This is a genomic window from Ferrimicrobium sp. (genome assembly GCA_022690815.1).
Lineage (GTDB): Bacteria > Actinomycetota > Acidimicrobiia > Acidimicrobiales > Acidimicrobiaceae > Ferrimicrobium.
In genome coordinates this window covers 19,924-44,793 of the sequence record JALCZJ010000004.1, presented here as the reverse complement: position 1 = coordinate 44,793, position 24,870 = coordinate 19,924, and the positions used below count along the sequence as shown (strand labels likewise).

The following is a 24,870-nucleotide window of genomic DNA, read 5'->3' as shown; positions in this document are numbered from 1 at the left end:
GAACCAAATTTGGCCCATTGAGCATGAGCAACTGCGGTCGGTCGCTTTGGGGCTCTGAATTGGGGAGCTGGTTCATCCATCACCTTTTGATTGATTGCTTGAACTAAATAGAGACAAGTCTTCGAAGAAACGAGGGTAGGTTTTCAATACGCAATTTGGCCCGGAAATCTCAACTCCTGGGACTTGAAGACCTAAGAGTGATAGGCTCATGGCCATTCGATGGTCGTCGTAGGTCGCGAACCTGGTCGGATGCGGCTGGCCTGGATAGATCGTAAAGCCGTCCGGATCCTCTTGAGCTCGGATGCCGGCACGACCCAACTCTTCGACCATTGCAAGTATTCGATTCGATTCCTTATGTCGTATGAATCCGATTCCCCTTACTCGAGTTGGTGATGTTGCGAACACGGCGACTGCGGCGAGCGTCTGTGCTGTGTCTGACATGTTCGAGAGATCTACATCCACTCCAGCAAGTTGCTCGGGCCCCGTCAGCATCGTACGTGTTGGCTCTTGGATGATCTTGGCGCCCATCATTTCCAATACTTTGACGAATCCAACGTCACCTTGTATACTCGACGGGCCAAGACCTTCGATAGTGATTTGGCCGCCGGTAATCGCAGCTGCGGCAAGCATATATGAGGCCGCTGTTGCGTCGGGTTCAACCTCGTACGTAGTTGCCACGTAACCTGAGTTTCGAACGGTTAATCCGCTGACCTCTGCGCCAAATGCTGCCATTACCGCTCGCGTCATTTCCACGTACGGTTCGGAGACCAACGGTGAAGTGAGTTCTATCTCTAAGCCATCCGGCATCATCGCACCTGCGATGAGCAATCCAGACACAAATTGACTGGACAGATGACCGGCGATTTGGAGCTTGCCACCCTTAGCCGGTCCGCTCACCGACACTGGAAGCTGCCCTGGCTCCGCTAGGTTCTCGATCTGTCCACCGATTGAACGAAGTGCGTTGAACAGCGGCTCGAACGGACGCGACCTCAATTGTGAATCGCCGTCAATGATGGTCTTGGCAGTTCCTAGTGCCAACACGGGCAAGATGAAGCGTGAAGTCGTGCCCGACTGTCGAGCGTCTATGCGGGGCGGGTGGTGGTACTCAGATCCAGTGACGCCCTTCACGGTCGCGACGCAGTCAGTTTCGTTGACTGAAGTTTCGGCACCCATCAAAGTGATAGCATCCACCATCGCCCAAGAATCCTCGGCCAGTAATACGCCTCGCAACTCGCTTCGACCCGTTGCCAGAGAGGCGCACAGCAGCGCCCGATTAGTGAGGCTTTTTGAGCCAGGCGGTCTAACAACCACTTCGGGTCGTGTCAAAGTTCGCTTGATCGATACAACGTCCGGAAATGTACTGCGGGAGAGATGCATGTACTCATTATCGCTGACTTCGGCCTCAGCTGCAAAGTTACGAGCATTTCGCATTTTGAATTGGATGTGGCTCTTGCGTATTCCGAGGGTTTCCGCACAGCGATTCCGATTGAATCCGTACACCCGTTCCGAAGTTTTCGTACACCCGAGAGGGGGTCGGCGTCTGACGTTTGCGTCAGTGGCATCGGCATCCTTGGACAGGCAGTGAACAGTCTTTGGGTACTTGGCTCCGCAATTGGTTTAAATCGTGGTGATAGCCCGTCTGGCATGATCAGGAAACGCTTCAAGTTGAGAAGATAGTAGACATTGAGTGTCGATGACCCATCTTCATCTATCTTCAACCCACTGGAGAACCGCGCAAGCTTGAATTTAGAACAGCGACAGTTGCAAGCAGCTCAGCTCACAGCGGGTGTCGCGCAAGGAAACAAACGACGTCGAGTTTCGTGGAATTTGCACCGTTAGCACCATCGGATATAGGCGATCAATCTGGCTGATCGCCTGTTCTTGGCATATCCTGGAAGTCAGCCATCTCTTCAGGAGTCAACGCGTCAATGGCACGCTGGTATTCGATCTCTATTGCTTCTAAAGCATCTGTAGCTCTTCGCGCCGCCTTCAGCTCTTTCTTCGCTGATTTGACATAGACAAGACGCTCTTTCTCGCTTGCTTTGGCATGACGGGCAGCCGCATTGATCCTCGCGGCAAAATCGAAAGCAATCGGACCAGCGTTCTTGCCTGGAGGAAATACCGCCACACCGTTCACCTGAGGTCCTTCAATGGAAACATAGGCATGTCCAGAGCGGATCTTCTTTGGAGCCGCCAGCGAGAAAATCCCGAACGCAAGCATCCGTGTAGCGGTAAACCTCTGGCGTTCCAGAGTGGAGTCATCGGCCTTTGCGCTGACTCCAATGATCGAACCGCCACCCTGTGGGGTTTGGATCCACCGCTCGTAGACAACAACCCCTCCGCCAGAAATAATTCGTTTACCCTTTGGATCTGCGAAATACTTCAATGCCGCCTCAGCCTCATCTACCTCTGTGCCATACTCATCCCATGCAGCTCTATATCGATGCTGAAGATCTCTTGCTTGGAGGTATTCAGGGCTTGGGTGGCGGCGCCGTCGAACCAACCCAATCTGAGCTTTCGTAACCTTGGTTGCCTTGGATGTTGGCCTTCGCGCGAGGTACATCACCAATTTGGCTAACAGGAAGACTATGAGAGCAAGCTCCAGGAACGAACCAACGACTAAGACTGTATTGAAAAAAGAGGAATGGCTCGCCTGCATGAGAGAATCAGCGAAGAACAGGACAAAAATCGCCAGGAACGCACTACGAACCTGATGTTGGACAATTGCCTCTCGAATACTTTTCAGGCCATACTTGGTTGTCCCACCAACGCCTCCAGAACTCTCCAATGGATATTCAGGGCGATCATTACTCGAGCCGATCGACCAACTTGACGAGCTGGCTGAATATGTTCCAGGGAGTCCGGGTTCTGATTCCCGTTGTCCGTCATTACCAGTCGGTAATGACGGATCCTGTGTCTTAGTTGATGACTCCAATCGTAGTGAATCGTCCGAACAAACCGCACTTTCCCCGTACGGAAACTCGTCTATACACTCGACATCTTCATTAGCGTCCACCATCACTCCCCCAACTCCGGCGCGTCAACCACATCATCTTATGTTGGTCATAATGAGCTGGTGGATTCCAGCTCGCATTCACGAGATCTTAGCGGCGCGAAAACTAGATGTCGTCGCGACAGCAACAACCTGAAAGCGGGTCCAAAGGAACGAACCTAACGAGGTTGATAGATCGAGAGTTTATCAAAGTTCAATGGCATCCGTTTGAGCCAAGGACATTTCCTTACGGGTGTATAAACCAACCCACACTAAGCTGCGATGTGTTCACAGTCCGCTATGGGTTATCGGTATTCGCCTGCTTTTGGCGACGTAATCGGCGAGCCAATCTCGCTTCACTTCGTCTCTGCATTGTCTGCTTCCGGAGTTCCTGCTTAGATTCGTTGCGAGCAACTCTAGCCATATCAGCAATATGTCCACGTCCCGCCTCAGTTGCGGCGGCCTGCAAACGGGAGGGCCGTGCCGACACCCAACCGCAGGTACACCCCACCTGGTGAAAGCCTGGGGCATGTTGAATCCACCGTATGCGATGTCGCAGCCCCCCCGCAACAACAGTTCCAGGTCGCGCTGACGCAAACAATCCAGAGTGTGAGTGAAACATACTATGCCCCATCTGCCGATCATATCATGGTTCGAGCGTGGCAGAAGTGCGATTTACAGGATGTGGATCAACTGAACAACAAAGCTGCCTTTTAATCTCGGACTGACACATTCTTCTTCCGCTCGGCGACGGCTCATCAGTCGTCGATTGCCTCGATGCCAAGCTGCTTGAGGCGTTCGACATTGTCCTTCATCGCCTGAAGGACATCAGGGTTGTGCCCCTCCCAGTCCGTGAGTTCGCCCGTGACCAATAGTGGGTCACGAGAGCGGTACGACTTCGTTGGGTTGCCGGAGAACTTCTTGTCCGTGAGGTTCGGATCGTCCTCAATGGGGCCGGTTGGTTCCACGATGTAGACCTGCCGGGGCTCTCGCCGATTGCCAGCTCTGCTCCCCAGACAGCAGCGTCCACAGTTGCCGTCAGATAGACGTGGTTGGCCCCATTGCGGTTGCCAAAGTTGGAGTTGTAGCCGGGCTTGATTAGATCTCCTGGCTTCCGTCATCCATACTTTCTTTTATCACAAACAGGGCCAGTTCAACCAGTCAGTGCAACAGCAGACCGATGGTAGCACTCGTATGCGCTCCCTTACCCGAGTGAGCGCTTGGGCATGGTGTTGAACTGGTGGCTGATCGCGTCGAGGTCGTCTTGGTCGTAGATCGACAGGTCGCTCGACTTCGGCGGCCAGCGCCGGACAAGACCGTTGAAGGCCTCGTTGCTCGGGCGTTGCCAGGGGCTGTGCGACTCGACTCCTACACAGGAGCCAGACACTGTCTAGCTCCTGTGTAGTCGTTGGCACGAAATGAATGTCACGCTCGATGACGCTCATTGCACCGATGACTTCTTCCATCTCGACAAGGTCCATGTAGCCCCGCTCGCAGGCGCCGCCTGTGGAGTAGTCGAATGCAAGGCCGGTCTCGGGGTCCAACTCGGCTATGTACCAGTCATGGCTACCGAGAAAGTAGTAGACGTGGAGCATCTTCTCGGCCAGCGGTGTGTCCTCGGTGGCGTACAGCGCTGGAAAGCTCTGGAACATCGAGGAGTCGTCTCGCCTTCTCAACACTGGGAGCCTCCGGCTCTCGTCGCTCCAGTTTGATCGGCCTCGCATGATCACAGGGGATTGCCGGGATCAATCGCCAGCCAACGGCTGCCTTGCAGGCTTGGGAGAGGACTACTCGGATGAGGCGACGTGAACGAGGTGACAGCCCTGACTCTGCGAGTTGATCCACGAAGCGATCGACCATCGCTGGGGTGAGCCGTTCGATCCGGAGAGATCCCAACCTCTTGGTGATATGCCTTGTGGCCCACTCGTACTGAACCAAGGTCGAGCCAGCAATATCGCCCCCATGGGTTGTAAGCCATCGGGTGAGCAACATGTCAATAGTCGTTGCTGCATTCTCGGTGACGTCGGCATCACGTATTCCGCGAAACTTCGCTAGTGCAGCTTCTGCCTCTGCTTTCGTGCGACATCGCTTCGAGCGGGTGATGACTTTACCGTCGGGTCCCGTCCACTTCAAGAGGGCACGCCACTGGTCGCCATAGCGATAGATACTGCCTTGGCCAAGCGTCCGTCTACCTCGCATTCTTTCACTCTATCCGGTTGCCTATCCGGTTGCCTATGGGGTCATGGACGTGGCCTGGGGTGACTTACCCTAAAATGCATAATCCCAGTTCAGATGTACTTTGTTGGATTCGATGAGACCCTATAAACCCTACTTTGCGGAACTGGCAGTCAAGAGGTTCGTGGGTTCGAGTCCCATCACCTCCACCAAATTACACCAGCCCAGAGCGCATATGTGCATCAATGTATAGCTCTTGAAAAACTTCTCTGGCCCCTCCGCTGGCCCCTAAGGATTTCTAGGGTGCAATGGACGGCATGAGACAGTTACTGACTCGAAGAGCTTTGGGGAACGGGAAGCGTTGGAGTTCCTCACCAAATGGGACACACAACTCTGCTTAGCTTGCGGCTTGTAGCGTAGCCCCGCATTCGAACGCCAATCGGCGACACATAGCCGATGCGCCAATGGCGCCGCGTCTTGTTGTACCAGTGGATCCAATCAAATATCGCGGTTCTTGCCTCTTAACCTGCTAATCGAGGCGCTCCGCCCAAATTTTGAGGTGCCTCACGATTAGCCGGTTAAGAGGCAGTCGCCAACCGTTCCCATCGATTGGGCCATGGCCGAGATCCTTCAAGCATCTCTTTGAAGTCCTCGCTGAAGTACTCTGAACCATGATCAGAGGAAAAGATCGTCTCTGCCCAACATGCTTTGCCTTAGACGGCTTTGGCCAGGCTGAGAGCGTCGATGAACACCTTGTGTGTCCATGGTCTCACCCATCGCGTGACCAAGAATCCTCCTCGAGCAGGCATCCATGATGCACACCAGGTAGAGCCAACCCTCCTTAGTCCCGACGTAGGTCAAGTCACTGACCCGAAAGAACATCAAGTTTGTCGACCGTGAAGTTGGCGTTTGACCAGGTCATCACTCTTCCGCACATGGCGATTGAGGCTTTGTCGTGATTGTCTTTGCCCTACCGCTAGCCCCTTTAATTCCAAGCTCGGCCATGATGCGTCCTAAGCGTCGCCTCGAAAGACGTCGATTCCACGGCTCTTGGAGCTCGCGTGTAAGCCTTGGGGCCCCATAGATGTCGACTTTCCTCAAAGGCCGTGACAACGCGCTCCTTAAAGCGTTTCACGGGCACGACACGCAGCCTCATGTCTTGGGCGCCCCTCGTCGTCCCAACGACTAATAAGCCGATTGAGAGACCCCACACACCTGAGCGAGCACAGACAAAGGAAATTTAGCCGCACTTGTATCGATGAAGCGATAGATCAGCTCTCGCCTGTCTCCTTCACCCAATCGGTGCGAAAATCGTTGTAAGATCTCTTTACACCATTGCGAGCCGCTCGTTCTCCTTGTGCAAGCTGGCGATTCTCATCGACGAGGTCGCGACTAGCGCCACTTGCCCCTCGTTTGGCCTTGTCCGACTCATACACCCAGTTGGACAACGTCGCCACCTGGATGTCTAACTCTTTGGCAACCTGCTTGACGGATCGATTCGAAAGCTCGACAAGCCTGAGGGCGTCATTTTGAATTCTGGCTCAAATATCTTGGAACCTTTGTCTCTTTCCCCTTATCTTCTTCCATATCTACCATATCTACCAGTCTCCTTGGTGTTAAGGAGTAGTGTGTCCCGTTTTGTGAGTAGTTTCAGCGTGTGCTGCGTCCAAGACGTCTCAGCGACCGACAACATCGTTGGCCTAGGCTGATACCGTGCTACGACCGCTACATCGCCCACGGTTCATCCTTTCTGTCTTGGCCTTAAGTTCTCTATTGCTTGCTGCGTGCGGGGCACAACCAGCTCAGATAACCGGCTCCTCCAAAGCCTCGAAACCCGCTACCCCGTCGACTCAAAGCCATAGTGCGTCCCTACCATCGACGGTCCTCGGGACGATGACGACAGGAGTTGCGCCGACCTTCAATGCCCGTCAGGCACTCACGACCACCAACGGCTCTGGGGTGATCATCGTCGGCAATACCCGTTGCCAACGCGCTCGCTGTGAGGCTATCGTCACCAGTGCGTTGAACTCTTCGCTCACGCCAACCGCCTGGCAAACCATTACACTACCAAATCTCGGATTGCCAAAGACAAACGGTGCCAACGTTGTCTCAACGTTTCAATTTGCCACCCCTCAAGACGGCCTTGCTCTCTTTAGAAGCTATGGGCACACCTCGATCACCACCAGGCTTCTGGTGACCACCGATGGTGGGCACCGTTGGCGTGCACTCTCAGACCCAAACCACCTTTTCCTGGAGGCCACCTTCACCTCTCACGCACTCGTCGCGCTAACCGGGACCTGCTCTGATCGAGGCGGAGCTACCGCTTGTTCGGGCTATGAGCTCCTGCGTCGGTCGCTGGCGACCGGTAAGTCTCAGGTAGATCCACTCGTCACTCCAACCCTCCCCTATCCATTCCTCGAGCAGCCATCGCTCGCGGCCGAGGGGTCTACAGTCGCAGTCACCGTCGACCCTACTGGCCCAAGGACTGCCATGCCACGCCTCTTCCTGAGTCAACATGGCAGTTCACCCTACGCCGATCTCATTCGTCCTGCCCTCACTGCAGTCACCAACTGCACGCTAGAGATCCGGAAACCTGCCATCTGGGCGACGTGTCCAACAGGAATGCTAGTCAGCGAACTCCACGCTGACACATTGACCGGTGCCTTCACCCCGTTTTGGACTCCATCGGGAACCTTTGGTGACGACACACTCGCACCCGTCAGTGCCCAAGATGCTTACCGACTCGTCACCAACAAGGGAGGAACCAATGCCGCACTTGAGCTTACGACCGATGGTGGGCACCGATTCCGTACCGTCACCACGTTAGAACCGCCCCAATTTGCTATCGGCGGCACCTCGCTCAAATTCGTGTCACTGACGACGGGGTTCTTGACAATATCCGAATTTACTCATTCTCAGCTGCATCCAGCCATGTGGGGAACCATCAACGCAGGACGGACCTGGACCAAGATCTACCCGACCTCCTAACGAGGGAACCGGGCATATGCCCACTCACTCCCATCCCCACAGAGAGACCCAATAGCTGTGTCAACAAGAACTTTTGTTGAGACATCCCGGCTAACGGAGATCCGTCCACGAACTCGAAGGGACCTAGCCGAGCCTATCGCTGTCTCCTTACACCATCGATAATCTCGTTGTGTTGAGATGTGCGATGATCGCGATCGTAGGCGGGCTGACCACCGAAGTACCGACCGTCAGACGCATCAGACGCCGAACACCGAGCTGAACACCGTGGAGTGCGACACGCGCTCCAACTGCATGGGACAGTGAACTACACGAGAAGACAAGAGTCGCAACACAAAGACCAAGTGCAGTGGACCGCTGTTCCAGGTCGAACGACGACGATGAGTGCTCCTGTCAAGAGGACCAGAAGCACGTTGATCGAAGAAGTGACCAAAACCAGGAGTATGGCTGCGCGTGCCCCTCGGTCCATGGGTCAATGTCAGCCCATGAGCCGGTCAGGAACGCATCCATGTCGGCTCTTGTGATCCAAGGGGACACCGCCGCCTTCCCTCTCGCCAACGCCATCACCGCTCGCAACATCAATCAGCGATTACCGACACCGTAACCACGGCGTGATATGGTTTGACGTCGCTCACAGCAAATGCCACCTGGCGATGAATCGGGAGTGACTTGTGAAACTTCGCCAGACGTCCTTGGCGCGTTAGCGACTCATCGTTCGCTCAAGAGGTCTGCTAGCAACCGGCCCCATTCACGGACGACAACCACCGTCTCGCGCCATACACATGCGGATCGCCGAATCGAGATTACACTATCCAACCTATGGGGAGCTTCGACACATTCCGCTTCCTGATGGGCAACTGGTCACTTCGGCGCACCATCGATGATCACCTTGCCCAAATTCAGATCACCGTCGAAGGTACTGCAGCTGTTACCGGCACCGTCGAGGGGGCCCCAGAGGGCCGGTCACGCTCTGGCGTCTACGTCGAGAATGGCGAGCTCTGCATCAACGGTCACCACTGGCCTACCAACCGTCTGCTCACCATGACCAATGAATCCGACGCACCGATCATTCTTCGTTTTGGGGACACAAGGGTCTTTGCCGACCTCGATTTACGCAATGGCATCTGGCACGCGACTCATCACTGTGGTCAAGACCTATATAGAATCACGACGTCAATTGTTTCAGACCAAGAGATCGAGGAGTTATGGCAAGTGATAGGCCCATACAAGAACTACAGCGCCATGACCAAGCTCCAGCGCGCATAGCCAACCTCGGTGCGATCATGAATAGATCCGTTGGGACATCGAATCACCCACAGGACGTATACGACGCTCGCCCTACCGATGCAACGCGACACGGCGCAACCGAGAGCTATCTGCGAGCCGCGCCATAACCATGAAGGAGCTAACGGTGGCCGTGGTCGACGAACCACCACAACCGTTTCGCCTGTCGCTCTGTGCACTTCGCCTACATTAGGCCATCACCGAATTGAACGCTACCCAGCCCATCGCGGCTACACCTGACATATCGTCAGCGATCGCCGACGCGACTACGAGCGATCGCTATGGAGATACCCAGCGCCAGCGCTGCGTAAATAGAGCAGGCCGACCCCAAGTGCAAAGATGGTTGGGATCAGTCGCCAACTCATGTGCAAGGCGAGGTCGCAGATCAACGCGACGATCACCCAGCACATCGCTATCCCCAGCAGCAGAATCGGCGAAGACTGACGTTGACCCACCCGATAGGAGGGTAATCCTTCACTTTCTTGCGGTCTTGCATGCGACGATGTCATAGCGATACGATAGCCAACGATGCCGTCGGCAATCACGGTTGACACAGGAGCTTCACCGAGCCGTTACAACCCGGAAACAACCCATCAGAAGTTCTCAAGATATCGACGTAGCTCCCACTCGCTCACGAACCCTTGCGATGCCTCAACCTCTGCCATCAGATCCTCGCAGTAGCGACCGATAAGTCGATCGTCAAAGCAATCGACTAACTCTTCGTCACCGACCAGCGCCAGGATCGCCTGCTCCAAGCTTCTCGGAAGCTGACTAGGTGCCGACTCCGCCTGCTCGGTCGCAACTCCTTGCACGTTCTCCTCGAGTGGGGCAGGGAGCTTCAGTTCACGAGCTACCCCCCGCTCACCCGCTGCAAGCAGCGCAGCCAACACAAGATAGGGGTTGGCACTGGAGTCAGCTCCACGGTATTCAACGGAGATCGTCTCGTTCCCCGCCGGACTCAACCGGACCAGCGCTGCGCGACTTGCATGAGCCCACGTTGCATAACTCGGTGCCTCAGCGCCACGGTGCAGACGGCGATACGAGTTAATCGTCGATGCACTAAAAGCACAAAGCGCACCACCGTGCTCGAGAATGCCAGCGACAATCCGTTCAACTCTCTCCTGATCCTGTACGGTTCGGCTATCCAGCATCTGATGGATGTGCATCCCAGAGCCAGGGAGGTCATTCAATGGCCGAGCCATGAAGGTGGCGATCAGGCCCTCATCGTGGGCCATGTCAGCAATGACCGTTCGCGCATGCACCAAGCTATCGGCCAGTGCCATCGGACTCGCTGCGGCGACATTGATCTCGTATTGACCAGGGCCAGCCTCATGATGTGCTCCTATGAGTGATACATTCAGCCCCGCGAGCGCAGCCGTGATCCGCTCAAGTAAACGTTCACCCTGACCGCGGGCCCAGGAGAAGTAACCCTCCCCATCAATCGGCGTGAGGTCTGGACGCAACAGATACCACTCAAGTTCGGCTGTCCCGCGCCAACCATCGGCGCTCATGGAGGTCGTCGTTATCATTTGATGCAGCGTCTGACGTGGATCAAGTGGCCACACATTGCCCTCGTCGTCACAGACATCGCAGATCACACGCCCAATACGATCAGCGTTGATACACAGTGTCCTCGGATCAGGTCGCAACATCAGATCGGTCTCAATCAGGCGATTTCGACCTTCAAGGACCGAGCCATCCACTCGCACCCCATCATGCAACGCCCGCTCAAAAGATGAGCCTGGGATCTGCATCGCCCGCGTGGCACCCCCAAGATCGGTAAAGATCAGCCGCACCCAGGCGATATCAGCCTCATAACCATCCCGATCATTCGTCGACATATGTTGTACTCCTCCTAGTGTGCGACCGCGATAACACCGACAACCACGGCAATGGTAGCTACCAATCCAAGTCCAAATAAGCCAGCCCGCCTAAGGTACCTAGCAGTCGTGCTCAGCTGAACCTCACCCAACGGCGCCTCACGAGAGAAATCTCGTACCGACGCCGCAATCTTCGCAGGCTCCGCTAGGTCGCCGAGAAGCTCCTCGGCACTCTGGTAGCGATGTTCTGGATATCGGCGAAAGCTATGCATAATGATCGCTTCAGCCTCAGGCGAGACCGTGGAGTCAACTTCATGAATCAAGCGAGGCGTTCCCTGCAGGTGACCAGCCATGACTGCCAACCAACTGTCCCCCGAGAAGGGAACCTGGCCACAGACGAGCTCGTACATGATGATCCCCCAACTGTAGAGATCGCTTCGCGCGTCGCCACGCAACCCGCGTATCTGTTCCGGGCTCATATAGTCTGGCGTACCCATGGCGGGCGAGAAGTGCTTCCAAGTGAGCCGGCGAACCCCAAGGCTGACCGCACTGCCAAAATCGCTGATCTTGATGATCTGCTGAGGTGTGACCAAGATGTTCTCGGGCTTGAGATCTCGGTGCACCACATCGTGTGCATGCAGATACGCCAGGCCGCTGGCGATCTGGCGACCGATAGCAAATGCCTCATCCACCGAGAGTCTCTCGGCTCGACTCATTCGTTCGCGCAGGGTCTGGCCCTCGACATATTCTTGGACAAGGTAGGCCTTTGAAGGATGGCTTGGCGACACAAGCGCACGTTGTACATTGGGGTGCACGAGGCTCATGGCGAGGGTCCGTTCGCGCTCAAATCGCGCATAAAGCCCCGGATCGGCGACGAGTTCTGGGTGAGGAAACTTGATCACAACCTTAAGATCACACCTCGTATCGATCGCGAGCCACACCGAAGCGTAGGCGCCCTCGCCCAACAGCTCTTTCAAGACATAGCCATCGATAGAATCGCCTGGTTGATACAAGGCTATCATCCCCTCTTAAACCAGTGGCTCAACCCCGAGGTAGGCGTGACGACAGCCTTTGGCTCCTCAACCCGTGCGATCATGACCGTTACGTTATCGGGAGCACCGCGATAGATCGCCAGTTTCATCAACTCCTCAACAATCCCGTCCATCTGGTCCCCGTGAACACCATCTTCATTCCGGATCGCCTGCACCATCTCCTCGGGTGTCACGAGATCCCAGAGGCCATCTGAACACAGGAGTAAGACATCATCGTGGTGAAGGATGCGCTCAGCAATATCGGGGGTCGTCTGGAGTTCACGACCAAGACACCGCGTCAAAACGGAGCGAGCCGGGTGGCTGATGGCCTCCCTGGGGGTAATGAGGCCCCGTCGCAACATCTCAGCCACTTGGGAATGATCGTTGGTCAGCTGCTCCACTTGCCGTCGCCGAATTAGATAGGCCCTTGAATCACCAACATGGGCCACCATGGCTGTATCACCTACGACGGCCACAGCAGTCAGCGTGGTCGCCATCCCGTTGTTGTGACGGCGCAAGGCCTCATCGAGCACGGCCTGGTTCGCGAGGCGGAAGGCACTGCGCAACCGCGCCTTAATCGGTCGATCCACCGACTGGCTCCACGCCTGTGCCATCGTGACTACTGCGATTCTGCTCGCCACCTCACCAGCCTCATGACCCCCAAGCCCATCAGCAACGATCAGCAACGACCCACTCGCCCCATCGCCATCGTGGAAAGTTTCGGTAAGTGCGAAATCCTCGTTTACCTGGCGAACGAGCCCTCGATCGGACCGAAGACTCCAAACGAGCCCTTGTTCGGCACCCGATTGACGCAAAAGACCGTTGCCTCGCAAACGAGGCTCGTTGTCGAACTTCGACGCCTCAGCCATCACGTCCCGTCTCGCCATCGCATCGACCTATCGCTTTCGATGGCTGTGCCACCCAAAGGAGTCGGTCAAACCCCCAGGGGTGCGGGTCGACCGACTCCGACGGCACGCAAGCGACGCAACGGCCCAAGGTCAGTATCACGAGATCGCGGTTGAACCGAGGCGCTCTTGGTGAATGCGTTCGGCGTGACCCCGCAGCGGATTGAACAAAACCCAAGCAACACCAGCCAGGATCCATATCGCGACGATCATGATTGCCTTGACGGCATCGGTCGCACCACTCCCGCCACCAGCTAGCGCAAGGTAGATGACACCCGCAAGCTCGACAAGGTTCATCGCCAGCCCGAGTCCAGGGACGATCTTGTGCTTGACAACATGAGAATCGTGTCGCGAGCCAAAAGCTATGAGGGTGATCACACAGGTGATCCCATAGACGAGAAAGGTACCGATATTGGAGGCCAGCGTGATCTGGGTGAGGTTGTTCACGGTATGGACACCATAGATCCCGATCACCGCTGACACCCCGGCGAGGATCCACACCCCGGCTACCGGCGTGGCGAACCTGCCGTGCAGGATCCCGAGCACCGAGGGAAGCTCCTTGTCCTTTGCCATCGAATACGAGAGTCGTACCGCCGTGTTCATGCAGGCGAGGGTTGTGCCGAGCAACGCAAGCAAAACCGTGAGGGCAACCGCCATCGCCGCCGCCTCCCCTCCACCCCCAAAGAGGCGGTCAACGACGTTCGTGATCAGGGTTCCAATGGGTGCCCCATCGTTGCCCGCAGCTACGTATGGCGCGCCATTAACGCCCGCCATCGTCGCCTTGCCGAGGACAAAGTCACTCGAAAAGTACTCCAGCAGATAGCAAAAGCCGCCTTGGATGGCCAGGGCGATCAGCACGCCACGCTGGATGTCACGCTCTGGCTTGAGCGCCTCGGATCCAAGCGAAGTGATCGACTCAAAGCCTACCAACAGGAGAATGGCGATGGTCGACTGGTACAAGAGATTCACGAAGTCATGAGGCAACAAGACGCCGGCTGCGTTTTGCTGTACGTAACCTGCGTGCCGATAGATGATCCGATACGCGATGAAGATCGCACTGACCGCGACCAGGGTCACGATTTGGATCACGTTGATCGCTAGCGCCACCGTGGTGGAGCCCGAAATTCCCCGGTAGGCAACATACCCCACCAGCCCTGCTGCAACGACGGCGATCAGCGACAGGACTGGCCACCCGAGCTGGCCGCCGTGGTCGAGATCGGAGTAGAGGTAACCGACGATCGTCGCGATGAAGGCGATCATGATACCTGGATAGATCCAGTAGTACAGATGGCTGATCCAACCAAAGGCGAGTTTGGCCGGTCGAGCAAATCTGCGATGGGCTTCAGACTTCCTATCCAGGAAGGCGGCCTCGGCGAAGTAATACGTCGACCCGGTTCCGGCATTGGGGTAGATCTTGGCGAGCTGTGAATAGCTCCATGCAGTGAACATCGCGAGCACGAAGGCGAAGATCAGACCCGTCCACATAGACCCGCCAGTCGCTGCGCCATGATTGGTTTGAGCGGCCTGCTCTTGAAACGTCGTCCACAGGAAGGCTCCAGGCGCGATCAGCGCCATACCATTGACCGTGACCCCTGTCAGCGACAGCGACCGCTTGAACACCGGCGCCGCACCCGGCGGGCTCAGATCCGTTGACATCAAGACCTCCTTGACCTCGCACACCCACTACGAGGTTTGGCGAGAGCCTATCGATCCTCTGTTACACCTTTGTTTCGGGTCGATGAAGGGTTGATGCCAACCGCAATGCATGCCGTGCTCCTCGTTGCGTCGTCGCTAAGAAGACCAGCTCGAACACTTCGTTGGCTCCCGTTGGCCGTGACGTCACAGATCGATCTTGGCTCTTGGATCCGCCCACGAACACGCCCTCTACCGCTTGCCGGAGAATACACACGCTAACCATCGAGCGGCTGATAGGTTCATCAGCCGGAAGCAGGTGTCAGAAAACATAAAACGAGCCATCGAGCACGCATGCCTTAACCTTGACCGCGAGATCCGCCATCGGCCATCGGTAAGGACACCAGCGAAGCTATGATCCCCATCGCACATCGCTGGCTGCCCAGCCAGCCCTGCCTCGTCGTTGACCCAACGCCTAACGAAGCGACTCTCGTCCAATGGGCCCGCGGTCATTGGGTAACGGATTCCACCATGATCCGACGAGAAATCACTCAAGCTCTGCGTGAGCCACACCCGCTATCACAATCGACTCAATACCGACCAGCGGTGATCAGACGACGTGAGGGGACGGCCTACCCCTCCAACCCAACCAGCCAAACCCCACGATCAAATCCACCGCATCGCTGGCGCTTGTCAACCCGCACCGCTTCGAGATCCTCCCATTGGGCGTCGTGCGTGGCCACCAACGCCTTGATGACTTCGGTAACATCAGCAAGCTCCTCGAGTGAAGGCTCGGCCAGGTACTCCGCAACCTCTTCTTGCAACTTCACCCGCAACGCCATCACAAGTTCGTGCGCCGACAACGTCCGCGTACGCGGATCCCTACCACTTGCACGTATCATCTCTGGAATGAGATCCCTCACCAACTTTGGCAGCTCTGACTTCGATGACTCCGACATTCCTCCCCGATCCAGTCCGCTTCTATCCCAACGCAAGCCAATTGCAACTCGCAATCACGTCCAACCCATGCCCGCTCACATTGGGGCCAGCCCCACGCTCAGCACCGAAACGCTCGGCCACGCGCCCCACAACGACCCAAGCGAGCCAACATCAGCTGGTTCGAGCACGCCACACACGTGCTGAGCGCCATACATTGCCATCGTTACCTCGTTGGAAACACTAGCAAGCGAACTGGGGGCACAGAACGAGCAGGGTACGATTGGCGCCCGCCAACGCACGTGCCCGCCCTCACGACACTACGATGCTTGCCCCACTCCAGGGGCGACCAAGAGCATACGACCTCGAGTCCGTAGAATCCGGTCGCCAACCCGTACCCGCCATGACACCGGTGCTTGCCGGCTCGTCCCACCGGCGTGTGGACTCGTCCACAATGAGCGACCCAAGAAGGGGGCTAAGCAATGGGCCTAATATCACAAATATGAATACCCCATATCGGTCGAATAGATGGCTCGACAGGTACGTCAAATGCCCGGGCTCGGATCGCATTAATCGCTTGCCACTCGTGCCATACACTTCTCGACAGAGACATGACGACAATCGAGATCGGCCAAGCCCAAAACGCGACGAAGCCGGGGAGCACATCGATGTGCTCCCCGGCTTCGTTGTAGACACTACTAGCGGAACTGTAGCAACGGGCAGTTCAAAGAACTACCTGCTCAGCAACCCTTTGCGTTTATCTCCGACATCAGGTAGGTTGACAAACCGTGCGACCGTGACCTTGACTGCGTCGAGACTCCATACCCAACAGCCTCTAGATCCATCGACCCCCGGCGTGTCAAACGACTTCCAAGATTAAAATCTGCGAACCTCATTGTTCACTCCTTCCCAAAGAACACTTATCTTCATTTGTCTTCGTCATCCAGTATAGCAAACTTGATGCCTATTTATTCCTCGTGTCAAGCAAACTTTAGGGAAACAATGCATCACCAAAAACCCAACCAAGACTGTTGAACCCAAAATCACACTACCAACGATCGATACGGCGCAACTTGCCTGCCCAACCGTCCTGCCGATAGCCCATGAAGGTCCTTTAGCACGATGCTCTGTCGCCATCTAGCCCCGCAACCCGGATCTTCGACTCTATGACATCGCCGGACCGCCAAACCTGCTCGGAGGCGAGCACCTATCGACATCCTGACTTCTTGGCCGTGAAACGTCATCCAGCAGGTTGGTCCACAACATGACACCCCGTAGCAGGGGCCGATGAGCCATCTCATCATACTCAGGGGGGTACACTGGGGTTATGGCAAAAATTGCATTTTGGATCACCGCAGGCCCCGATCAAGTTGATAAGGCAATGTCTGGACTTCGTCTCGCACAGCGACTCCGAGCCAACCGCAACCAAGACGTGCGCGTTTATCTTTTCGGGCCAGGTGTGGCCCTCGGAGAGTCCACCCTTCCAGCGGTCGTCGAGGTTCTCAGTGATCTGGCGGCCGCCCAAGTGCCGGTCCAAGCCTGCCCTGCAAACGTTACCCAGATGGGGCTCGACGAGAAGGTGATCACTGAGCGCGGGATTGAGCTCGAGCCTGCTGGGAACATCATGATCGAACTCGTTGAGAGTGGTTACCAGGTCATCGGGGTCTAAGGCGATGCAATGATACGTTTCGCCTCAATCGGTCCGTAATCTCGCCAGTGCTCAAAGCTTTGCCAGGTGGGTGCGAGCTTAGCTGTGATACTTGCCAGGAATCCCAGAGCCAACACCGAGCGCTAGCACCGAGCACTACTAACAGCGTGCGCACTGTACCCAGTTTGCCGGCGATGCCACACCTCTTCCGACACGGGTGCCACCCGGCGTCGCGACAGACATAACGGCGTCAACCCGAGCGATGTCAACACACGCCACCGTGGAGCAGTGTCGGCGTATCTGCTGATGCCTGCCTGCCGAGAAGCGAGAGGGCTGCTAGCTCAAGTGCACGCTGCACCCGCGACAACGGTAATGGACGCCTCGCTGCATCAGAACTCCGAGCGCCGCTTGACACGATGCCCTCAGAATGTACGCCGTTGTCAACCTATCAACTGTAATCCCTTACCTGTTGAGCGCAGGGCCAGCCTAGTGATCAGCGATCCCCCCTCATAACTTGGCCGATCAGCAAGGTTGCCACCCCAAGACACGCGCTCGATCGAGGCCCAAAGTGTATGGCACACCTGGCAGGGATGGTCGAAGCGACCACACATCCCACTCAGGACATCCAAACGAAAGAGTTGGGCACCATCGCCGCGACGATAAACTCGCCTCATGCCATTGGCCGTAATACTGGGAGGCACTGGAGCCATCGGCATCACGCTCAGCCAACGACTCATTGCCGAAGGTTTCAACGTGATTGTGACCGGTCTCGACCCTGCACATGTGCCCCCAGCCCTGGAGGAGACCACCGCACGTTTCATCGCTGCCGATCGCAATGACCCGGCGACCTTGACAGGACTCCTGGCACAAGGAGCCGATCTGGTCGTTGACTGTGTCTGCTATCACGAACGCCAGGCAGCTATGCTCGTGCCCTACCTTGACAACGTGGCGAGAACCATCATGATCTCATCGAAGGCCGTCTACGTCGACTCGTTGGGCAACCACTCCAACTCCGAAGAGCCTCCGCGCTTCGATGGGCCAATCAGTGAAGATCAGCCGACGATTCGCCCCAATGGCGCCGACTGGACAACGAGAGCCGGCTATGGCGCCAACAAGGTTGCTGCGGAAGAGACGCTGCTCGATACCGGCTATCCCGTCTCAATTCTGCGCCCTTCGAAGATCCATGGCGCCTACGCCAGGCGTCCGCGAGAGTGGGTCTACGTACGACGCATCCTTGACGGTCGCAAGACGCTGCTCACCTCACCAGAGCGCAGCGGGGTCGATCATCCGAGCGCCGCCGCAAACATCGCCGCACTGATCACAACCTTGGCGCCACTACAGGGCTCGCACGTCCTCAATATCGCCGACCCCGATGCACCATCCGGCGTTGAGATCGCTCGCATCGTGGCCCAACAACTCGATACGAGCTTTGACGAGATATCAATCGATGCGGGCACAGACCGACGCTTCAACCCCTGGGACAGTCGCTATCCGGTTGTTCTCGACACCCGCCGCGCCGAGGCGCTTGGCTATCGTCCGATCGGCAACTACGCCACCACGGTCGCCGCTGAAATCGACTGGCTCGTTGATCTTGCCCATCATCGCAAAACGAGCCAATTCGACGAGGACCCTTTCTTCGCACCATTCTTCGATTACGCCTTCGACGATGCGCTCCTTGCCACAGCCAACCAACGACCGTAAATCCGCGCGACACCACACCCCTTCATCTCGCCGCCCTTACCTGCTCGTTCCTGTTGGCCGAGTCTCTCCGATAACGCGAGGGGCTGAGGAGGACCGCCGTACACCCTCGTTCTCATTGCCACGATGGACTACCCCGCTCACCTTCGGAGGTACTAGCCTCCCAAGGGCCACCAGGCGCCGATCACAACACCTGCGAAGCCAGCCCCAAGCCAAAGCGCCGCCTCACACTGCGAATCCGCAGCCCCCCGCATCGACTACGTCACTAGGTCCTCGGACCTTGCATCGAGAACCAAGGCACGACCGTGGCGCTAACGGTGCCCTTGGCGCCCAAGAGCGCGATGGCACCCAATCTCGTCGTCGCCCTCGCGAATGAACTACGCACCCGGTCAACCCAACGTAGCCAAGGTCCAACCGTCATAAGATCGTGCTCATTACCTTACAACACCCGACGCCGCTCGCCCCTTACAACCGATAGCGTGGGGCAAGGTCAAACCCAAGTTGGCGATCCAGTATCGCTTCGTTCGGTGAAGTTGTTTGCAGTTCTGGCCGCGTTAATCCAGCCAAGGATCCGGGGGTCCTGCCTGGGTGGGTCTACCAAAATTCTTGCGATGGGCGAGTTCTCATCGCACCTTCAACCCAAACGGTCCAAACCCCGCGCTCAAAGTGGGTCGACAACGAGCGTGAACGAGCGATAGTCCTATAGTTGATAGAGGGTGGATCGCTACATGCTAACCAGCGAGATCCCCCCAGATCACGTGGCTTTCACAAACCGGTAGCCGCCTCATCAACAAACCGGCATCACACCCATCATCGACTTTGGCTGCCAAATGGCGACTGCGATCGCACCTAGCACCACGAGGTTTGCGACTCTCGAGCTTGGCGGACTAACGCGCAAAGACCGCTACGAAGTCCCGCCAAAACGGGCCGAGATAGTGCACCGGCGCAAAGATCATGCCCGCGAGAACGTTGGTACCAACGATGCCAGTTCCCGACTGATCGGTATAGGTCGCAAAGTTCACCCAATCAGGGTTGATGTCAAGTTGCATCCCCTTTACTGCGCCTGCGTGCACCAACACCGCGCCAAGCAGCGCCGGTGACAGGCCCGGCCCACCGACCCAAACGAGATTCCCATTGGCGGTGACGCCGATCCCACTACGCCACGTGCTCACCAGATTACCCAACGAGTAGCCCCAGGTGATGAGTGGCGCCACACTAGCTTGCGGCGTTACCTCACCGTGATCGACTAACAAGGTGAGGTTCTGCCGCACGGCGACGACATCCGGGGTCATGGATACTTCACTCCCCCAAGACCCGATAGCAACGTCACCGTCTTGATATTCGACAAGCGAGGCGTCACCAGGCTGAAGTGGAGAGCCGTAGCGACCATCCTGGTAGAACCCACCTCCTGTCGGCGTGAACTGGAAACCGCCCTCAAACGCCGCGAGTAACGTCGAGTAACGAGAGGCCGGAATCGGTGCCTGGTGAGGCCAGGTACCACCGGGCTGCGTGGTACCCGCATAGATCTCAGTCTTCGCGTGATTCTGGTCGATCCATGCGATCGCAACCGGTGACCCCTGAGCCGTCGGGTTAATCGTGGTGGTGAAGACGGCCGAGCCCTGAGCGCTCTGATCGCCTGCTGGAACCCAAACCGATGGCCCCTCACCCGGAACCATCGAAGCAACCGGGAGCGGTGCATACCACAACTGCTCGTAGGAACCAACGAGGTTCGATGCCGAAAGGTGCCCACGATTCGCAAAGTGATCCATTGGGTACAGGGCGTTTGTATGGTGAGCGGTCAGTGCCACGCGTCGCAGGTGCTCGACCGACGAGTCGTTCCCGCCCCAGACCCACGCACTCAGGCTCACGATGACAAGGCCAACAAGCACTCGCCTCACGAGAACGCCCGCTGGTGCACTTCTCGTCACGGTAGGCGAACGAAAACTTCTCACGTACCTTAACCTACACCGATACGTGCACGCTACTCCCGAACGCGCGATCACAATCGGGAAGTCGGTGAAGGTCTACCCTACCCAACCATCCAGATCACCAACTGCAACGATGACGGTGTCTGACCAGAGACGATCAGGATTTGGCTCAGGTGGTCTACCGCTAGATGGGTACAGGCGACTGCCAACAGGCACCATGCAGCAAACGGCGGGGCTCGGCCAGCTGTTGTAAGGTTCGAGCGCCCAACACCTTGGTGCCAACTGGGTCGATGGCCACTATGGCCATCGAAGATAGCGGGTTCCGTTCCCCAGGCAACGGCACCCGAAGTACCAGTCCTCATGAGTCACTTCGCGCCGCGCGTAATCTAGCCTCATAACCAGAGTACGAGGGCCTAGAGGTCATGATTCCAATCGGTCTTGGTACCACGCATCGATGGTCAGTATTCGATGGTGCGTCATGGCGCACAAGCACCTAACGATACGGACAATTAGTGGCTACCAACATGAATCGCGGGGCTCCATCCAGGCGATCATTCAATGAATCAGTAGCGAAACAACGCTTGCACAGAGCACAGATGTTAAAGCATGCGGTTAGGGCATGATCTTGACTTACGTCGACACTCAGACTGCATGAGACCCCAATCGGTGCCAACGTAGCCAAACATGGAGACAATCACGACAACTATCTCAGTACCAGATCGAGCAGCCGTTGGCTTCGGAGCCACACTTGATGTCGCCTATCGCTATAGCGAGGTTAACAAGGTTGACCAAGACGCTCTTGCGCTAGAGGGTAAGACCCTTACAACTGGAGCATCTCCGGTACGGCTGCCGTTTCGCATGCATGTTGTGCCAATCGACGAGCATACCTGCGAGGTCGGACTCGAGGTCGATTTCGACACCACCTCCCCACAACAGGTGGAGGCCAACGAGACTTTTATCGCACTCCTACGTGAAGCGATACCCGCCACCATTCGTGACCGCGAGACGAACCCACCAGCAACCGTACAGCCTGACCATGCGTCACCGCCATCGATGTTCGACCGTCTCGGACCACAGCAACTTGCCCGATTGTTCAAACACCTCACGATCCCGACCGCCATGATCGGGCTACTGGGCCTGCTCGCCTCCATCGTGATCTTTGCTCAGGCTGCCGAAGGTACCACCATTACCCAGTTGGGGGTGGGCCCAAACGGTACCGCGATCACCGAATCTCTGCCCGGCCATAACGCGAGCGCCATCGTCGTCATCTTGGCCCTCGGTGGCGAACTCTTAGCTACGGTGATCGCTCGCGGTGGCGATCCTCCTCTTCTTTGGCTACGCTATCGAACTCCTGGCCAAGGATCGAGACTCCACTGGTGCTCAGACCCCGCGAGCCGACGATCGACCCACAAGTTATTAATCGTTCTTTCGAAACTCGAGGATCGCGATACCCGCCATCGCCGCCCCCATCGCGGCCACAATGGCGAGCGATAGACCGACTGGAACAAGCCATCCATCCCAAGTTACACCGGGGCTCAGAAAGCGCCGAGCCAGAGGGCTCATCGTGATCGAGTTAAAGACCACACTCCGCATCGGTCCAACGATATAGGTGAGTGGGTCGACCCTAGTGAGCACGGTCAACCATGTGGGCAGACCCCCGAGTGGATACAGTGCTCCCGACAAGAAGAAGAGTGGCATCACGAGCATCTGCGTCACCGCCATAAACGCCTGAAACTGTTGGATTCTCGCCGCCATCATGACGCCAAAAGCGGTCAGGGTAAACGATAGTAACAGCAGCTCACCAATGAGCGCCAGGATCAGTGTCGGCCGATATGGCACGCCGGCAAGGCCAGCCAAGATGAGAATGACGATCCCCTGTAGCGTCGCCACCGTCGTACCACCGAGACACTTACCAAGAACGATGGAGCCCCGGCTGACTGGCGCCACCAACATCTCACGCAGAAAGCCGAACTCCCGATCCCACACGATCGAGCCTGCCGAGAACAGCGCGGTGAACAGCGCCGACATCGCGAGGACCCCAGGATAGAGAAAGGTCCGAAGGTTCACCCCTGGAGGCATGCCATGCTTGGCAAGCGTCGAAAGACCAGTCCCCAGCACGAACAGGAACAAAATCGGCTGAATCAACGACGTGACCATCCGGAGCTTGTCGCGCCAGAAGCGAATGAGCTCACGCCGCCATACAATACTGATCGCCCGAAGGTCCTGCGAGAGACCACCGGCTGGAACGGCCACCCGAATGGCCGCCGCCTCGTCAGGCAGCCCAATCGGAACTGACGTCGATGTCGTCATCGTTACCTCCCTCGAAAGCGCTGCCGCAGCGCCCTCATCGAATCACTCGTCGTTGCCTCAGTGTCTCTGATAGTACGGCCCGTGTAGGACATGAACACGTCATCGAGCGATGGTCGTGCCACACTTACCGAACGAATCCCCACACCAAGTTCGGCGAACAGTCTCGGGACGAATTGCTCACCAGAGGCTACCGAGAAGGTCACCAATCCATCATGCATCCCGGCCTCGATTCCGAAGCTGGTTGTCAAGGTAGCGATCGCCTTGGGGTCGTCGACCGTAGCAATTTGGACCCGATCCTTTCCAACACTTGCCTTCAATGCCTCCGGTGTGTCGATCGCTTGAATTTGACCGTGATCGATGATGGCGATCCGGTCGCAATTTTCGGCCTCATCCATGTAATGCGTCGTCAAGAAGATCGTAATGTCCTCTCGCTGCTTAAGGTCGATGATGTACTCCCAGATCGACGAACGTGTCTGAGGATCAAGTCCCACAGTCGGCTCGTCGAGGAACAGTACCTTTGGAGCATGGAGAAGGCCCCGAGCGATCTCGAGACGCCGTTGCATTCCACCCGAATAGGTACTCACCAGACTCGCTCGCCGATCCCAAAGGCCAACCATCTCAAGAACCTGACGAAGGCGTGAATCCACAAACTGCTTGGGCACCGCATAGAGCTCAGCATGAAAGCGTAGGTTCTGCTCAGCGGTGAGGTAGGCATCAAGGGTCGTGTCCTGAAACACCAGCCCGATACTGCGTCTCACGGAATCTCGGTCACGCACCACGTCGTAACCTGCCACCTCAGCTGAGCCCTCGCTTGGCTGAGCAAGCGTACACAGGATCTTGATCGTGGTGGACTTGCCGGCTCCATTGGGGCCAAGAAACCCAAAAATCTCACCCCCAGCCACCTCGAAATCGATACCTCGGACGGCCTCCAGTGATCCGTAACGCTTGACCAAACCACGGACCACCACTGCCGACCCACGTTCACCGAAGCTTGGTAGAGGGCTCTTCGCCGAGCCTGTTGCTGTTGTTGCCACTCACGCCCTCCTTTGGGCCGTCCAACTCATCTGCGCCCGCATCATCACCGTCGCGTGTTTATCGAACAACAACGACGGACACTCCATCGCCACCCTCTGGAGCTTGTCGCCAATAACGGTGACGCGCAACCCACTGGAGACCTCTTGGTCTTTACCCGGCTCGTGGTTTGGGGCAACGACACTCCTCATTCATCTGTTGGTTCATCATCTATTGATAGCGACACCGCAAAGCAGCCCCGATACTTGAGACCGAACCCCGCAGCCAAGCTTCACGAGGGCCAACCTCGCTAGAGACCGCAACGACCTGTGTCCAAAGTCTGGCACGGTGCCGAGGATGCTTGTGTGGTACAACTACTTCTGTTCACCACTACTGTAGTCGATCGCCAAGAAGCCAGCAACACCGATCCCAACGCTGCTCAGCAGGACGTGTGCAGTACCACAGCGGCTGTATTGGGCGCACCCATCCAACACCCACCATGTGCCAAAGCTTCG

The 24,870-nt window shown here is 56.8% G+C and carries 19 protein-coding genes and 1 pseudogene; 6 read left to right on the top strand and 14 right to left on the bottom strand.

Annotation, left to right across the window (positions count from 1 at the left end):
- Window positions 1-72: 72 nt before the first annotated feature.
- The 3 genes and pseudogenes from aroA to arr all read right to left on the bottom strand — a co-directional run bounded on the left by aroA (window position 73) and on the right by arr (window position 4,091).
- On the bottom strand, window positions 73-1,377 hold the full coding sequence (gene aroA / locus MP439_02050) for a 3-phosphoshikimate 1-carboxyvinyltransferase (protein MCI2974844.1): 1,305 nt from the start codon (window positions 1,375-1,377) through the stop codon (window positions 73-75).
- A 481-nt stretch (window positions 1,378-1,858) separates the two neighbouring features.
- The gene (locus MP439_02045; GenBank protein MCI2974843.1) at window positions 1,859-3,022 is read right to left on the bottom strand and encodes a hypothetical protein; all 1,164 of its coding nucleotides are present in this window, start codon (window positions 3,020-3,022) and stop codon (window positions 1,859-1,861) included.
- A gap of 728 nt (window positions 3,023-3,750) precedes the next feature.
- Window positions 3,751-4,091, bottom strand: a pseudogene (gene arr, locus MP439_02040) (NAD(+)--rifampin ADP-ribosyltransferase).
- A 141-nt stretch (window positions 4,092-4,232) separates the two neighbouring features.
- Between arr and MP439_02035 the strand changes: the two are divergent.
- Window positions 4,233-4,397 (top strand): hypothetical protein, encoded by a 165-nt coding sequence (locus MP439_02035; GenBank protein ID MCI2974842.1) that lies wholly within the window; start codon window positions 4,233-4,235, stop codon window positions 4,395-4,397.
- Between the two features lie 161 nt (window positions 4,398-4,558).
- Here the strand turns inward: MP439_02035 and MP439_02030 are convergent, their stop codons facing one another.
- Complete coding sequence (locus MP439_02030) at window positions 4,559-5,191, bottom strand: hypothetical protein (GenBank protein MCI2974841.1); 633 nt, start codon at window positions 5,189-5,191, stop codon at window positions 4,559-4,561.
- Between the two features lie 1,869 nt (window positions 5,192-7,060).
- Here MP439_02030 and MP439_02025 point away from each other — a divergent pair.
- Window positions 7,061-8,155 carry a hypothetical protein gene (locus MP439_02025; protein MCI2974840.1) on the top strand — a complete coding sequence of 365 codons (1,095 nt, stop codon included), beginning with the start codon at window positions 7,061-7,063 and terminating at the stop codon, window positions 8,153-8,155.
- Between the two features lie 816 nt (window positions 8,156-8,971).
- The gene (locus MP439_02020) at window positions 8,972-9,418 is read left to right on the top strand and encodes a DUF6314 family protein (GenBank protein ID MCI2974839.1); all 447 of its coding nucleotides are present in this window, start codon (window positions 8,972-8,974) and stop codon (window positions 9,416-9,418) included.
- Window positions 9,419-9,702: 284 nt separating this feature from the next.
- Here MP439_02020 and MP439_02015 read toward each other — a convergent pair whose 3' ends face one another.
- From MP439_02015 to MP439_01990, 6 genes are all read right to left on the bottom strand, one after another.
- Entirely contained in the window at window positions 9,703-9,990 is a 288-nt protein-coding gene (locus MP439_02015; protein MCI2974838.1) for a hypothetical protein, read from the bottom strand.
- 39 nt (window positions 9,991-10,029) lie between these two features.
- A complete protein-coding gene (locus MP439_02010; protein ID MCI2974837.1) occupies window positions 10,030-11,277 on the bottom strand; it encodes a glutamine synthetase family protein in 1,248 nt (415 codons plus the stop codon).
- A gap of 14 nt (window positions 11,278-11,291) precedes the next feature.
- Entirely contained in the window at window positions 11,292-12,278 is a 987-nt protein-coding gene (locus MP439_02005) for a serine/threonine protein kinase (protein MCI2974836.1), read from the bottom strand.
- Window positions 12,275-13,174 carry a protein phosphatase 2C domain-containing protein gene (locus tag MP439_02000; GenBank protein MCI2974835.1) on the bottom strand — a complete coding sequence of 300 codons (900 nt, stop codon included), beginning with the start codon at window positions 13,172-13,174 and terminating at the stop codon, window positions 12,275-12,277. The genes MP439_02005 and MP439_02000 overlap by 4 nt, the downstream gene beginning before the upstream one ends.
- 117 nt (window positions 13,175-13,291) lie before the next feature.
- Entirely contained in the window at window positions 13,292-14,848 is a 1,557-nt protein-coding gene (locus tag MP439_01995) for an APC family permease (protein MCI2974834.1), read from the bottom strand.
- 608 nt (window positions 14,849-15,456) lie between these two features.
- Entirely contained in the window at window positions 15,457-15,783 is a 327-nt protein-coding gene (locus tag MP439_01990) for a nucleoside triphosphate pyrophosphohydrolase (protein ID MCI2974833.1), read from the bottom strand.
- 1,304 nt (window positions 15,784-17,087) lie between these two features.
- Here MP439_01990 and MP439_01985 point away from each other — a divergent pair.
- Together MP439_01985 and MP439_01980 are read left to right on the top strand one after the other, a co-directional pair.
- A complete protein-coding gene (locus MP439_01985; GenBank protein ID MCI2974832.1) occupies window positions 17,088-17,429 on the top strand; it encodes a DsrE family protein in 342 nt (113 codons plus the stop codon).
- A 651-nt stretch (window positions 17,430-18,080) separates the two neighbouring features.
- On the top strand, window positions 18,081-19,109 hold the full coding sequence (locus MP439_01980) for an NAD-dependent epimerase/dehydratase family protein (GenBank protein MCI2974831.1): 1,029 nt from the start codon (window positions 18,081-18,083) through the stop codon (window positions 19,107-19,109).
- Between the two features lie 884 nt (window positions 19,110-19,993).
- Here MP439_01980 and MP439_01975 read toward each other — a convergent pair.
- A complete protein-coding gene (locus MP439_01975) occupies window positions 19,994-21,058 on the bottom strand; it encodes a hypothetical protein (GenBank protein MCI2974830.1) in 1,065 nt (354 codons plus the stop codon).
- A gap of 660 nt (window positions 21,059-21,718) precedes the next feature.
- Between MP439_01975 and MP439_01970 the strand changes: the two genes are divergently transcribed.
- Window positions 21,719-22,528, top strand: coding sequence for a hypothetical protein (locus MP439_01970; protein MCI2974829.1), 810 nt, complete (start codon window positions 21,719-21,721; stop codon window positions 22,526-22,528).
- On the opposite strand, the gene MP439_01965 is transcribed toward MP439_01970, so the two are convergent.
- The 3 genes from MP439_01965 to MP439_01955 are packed head-to-tail and all read right to left on the bottom strand — an operon-like array spanning window position 22,451 to window position 24,567.
- Window positions 22,451-23,344 (bottom strand): ABC transporter permease, encoded by an 894-nt coding sequence (locus tag MP439_01965; GenBank protein MCI2974828.1) that lies wholly within the window; start codon window positions 23,342-23,344, stop codon window positions 22,451-22,453. The two genes, MP439_01970 and MP439_01965, sit on opposite strands and share 78 nt — an antisense overlap.
- A gap of 2 nt (window positions 23,345-23,346) precedes the next feature.
- Complete coding sequence (locus tag MP439_01960; protein MCI2974827.1) at window positions 23,347-24,378, bottom strand: ATP-binding cassette domain-containing protein; 1,032 nt, start codon at window positions 24,376-24,378, stop codon at window positions 23,347-23,349.
- Entirely contained in the window at window positions 24,379-24,567 is a 189-nt protein-coding gene (locus MP439_01955) for a hypothetical protein (GenBank protein MCI2974826.1), read from the bottom strand.
- Window positions 24,568-24,870: the final 303 nt, after the last annotated feature.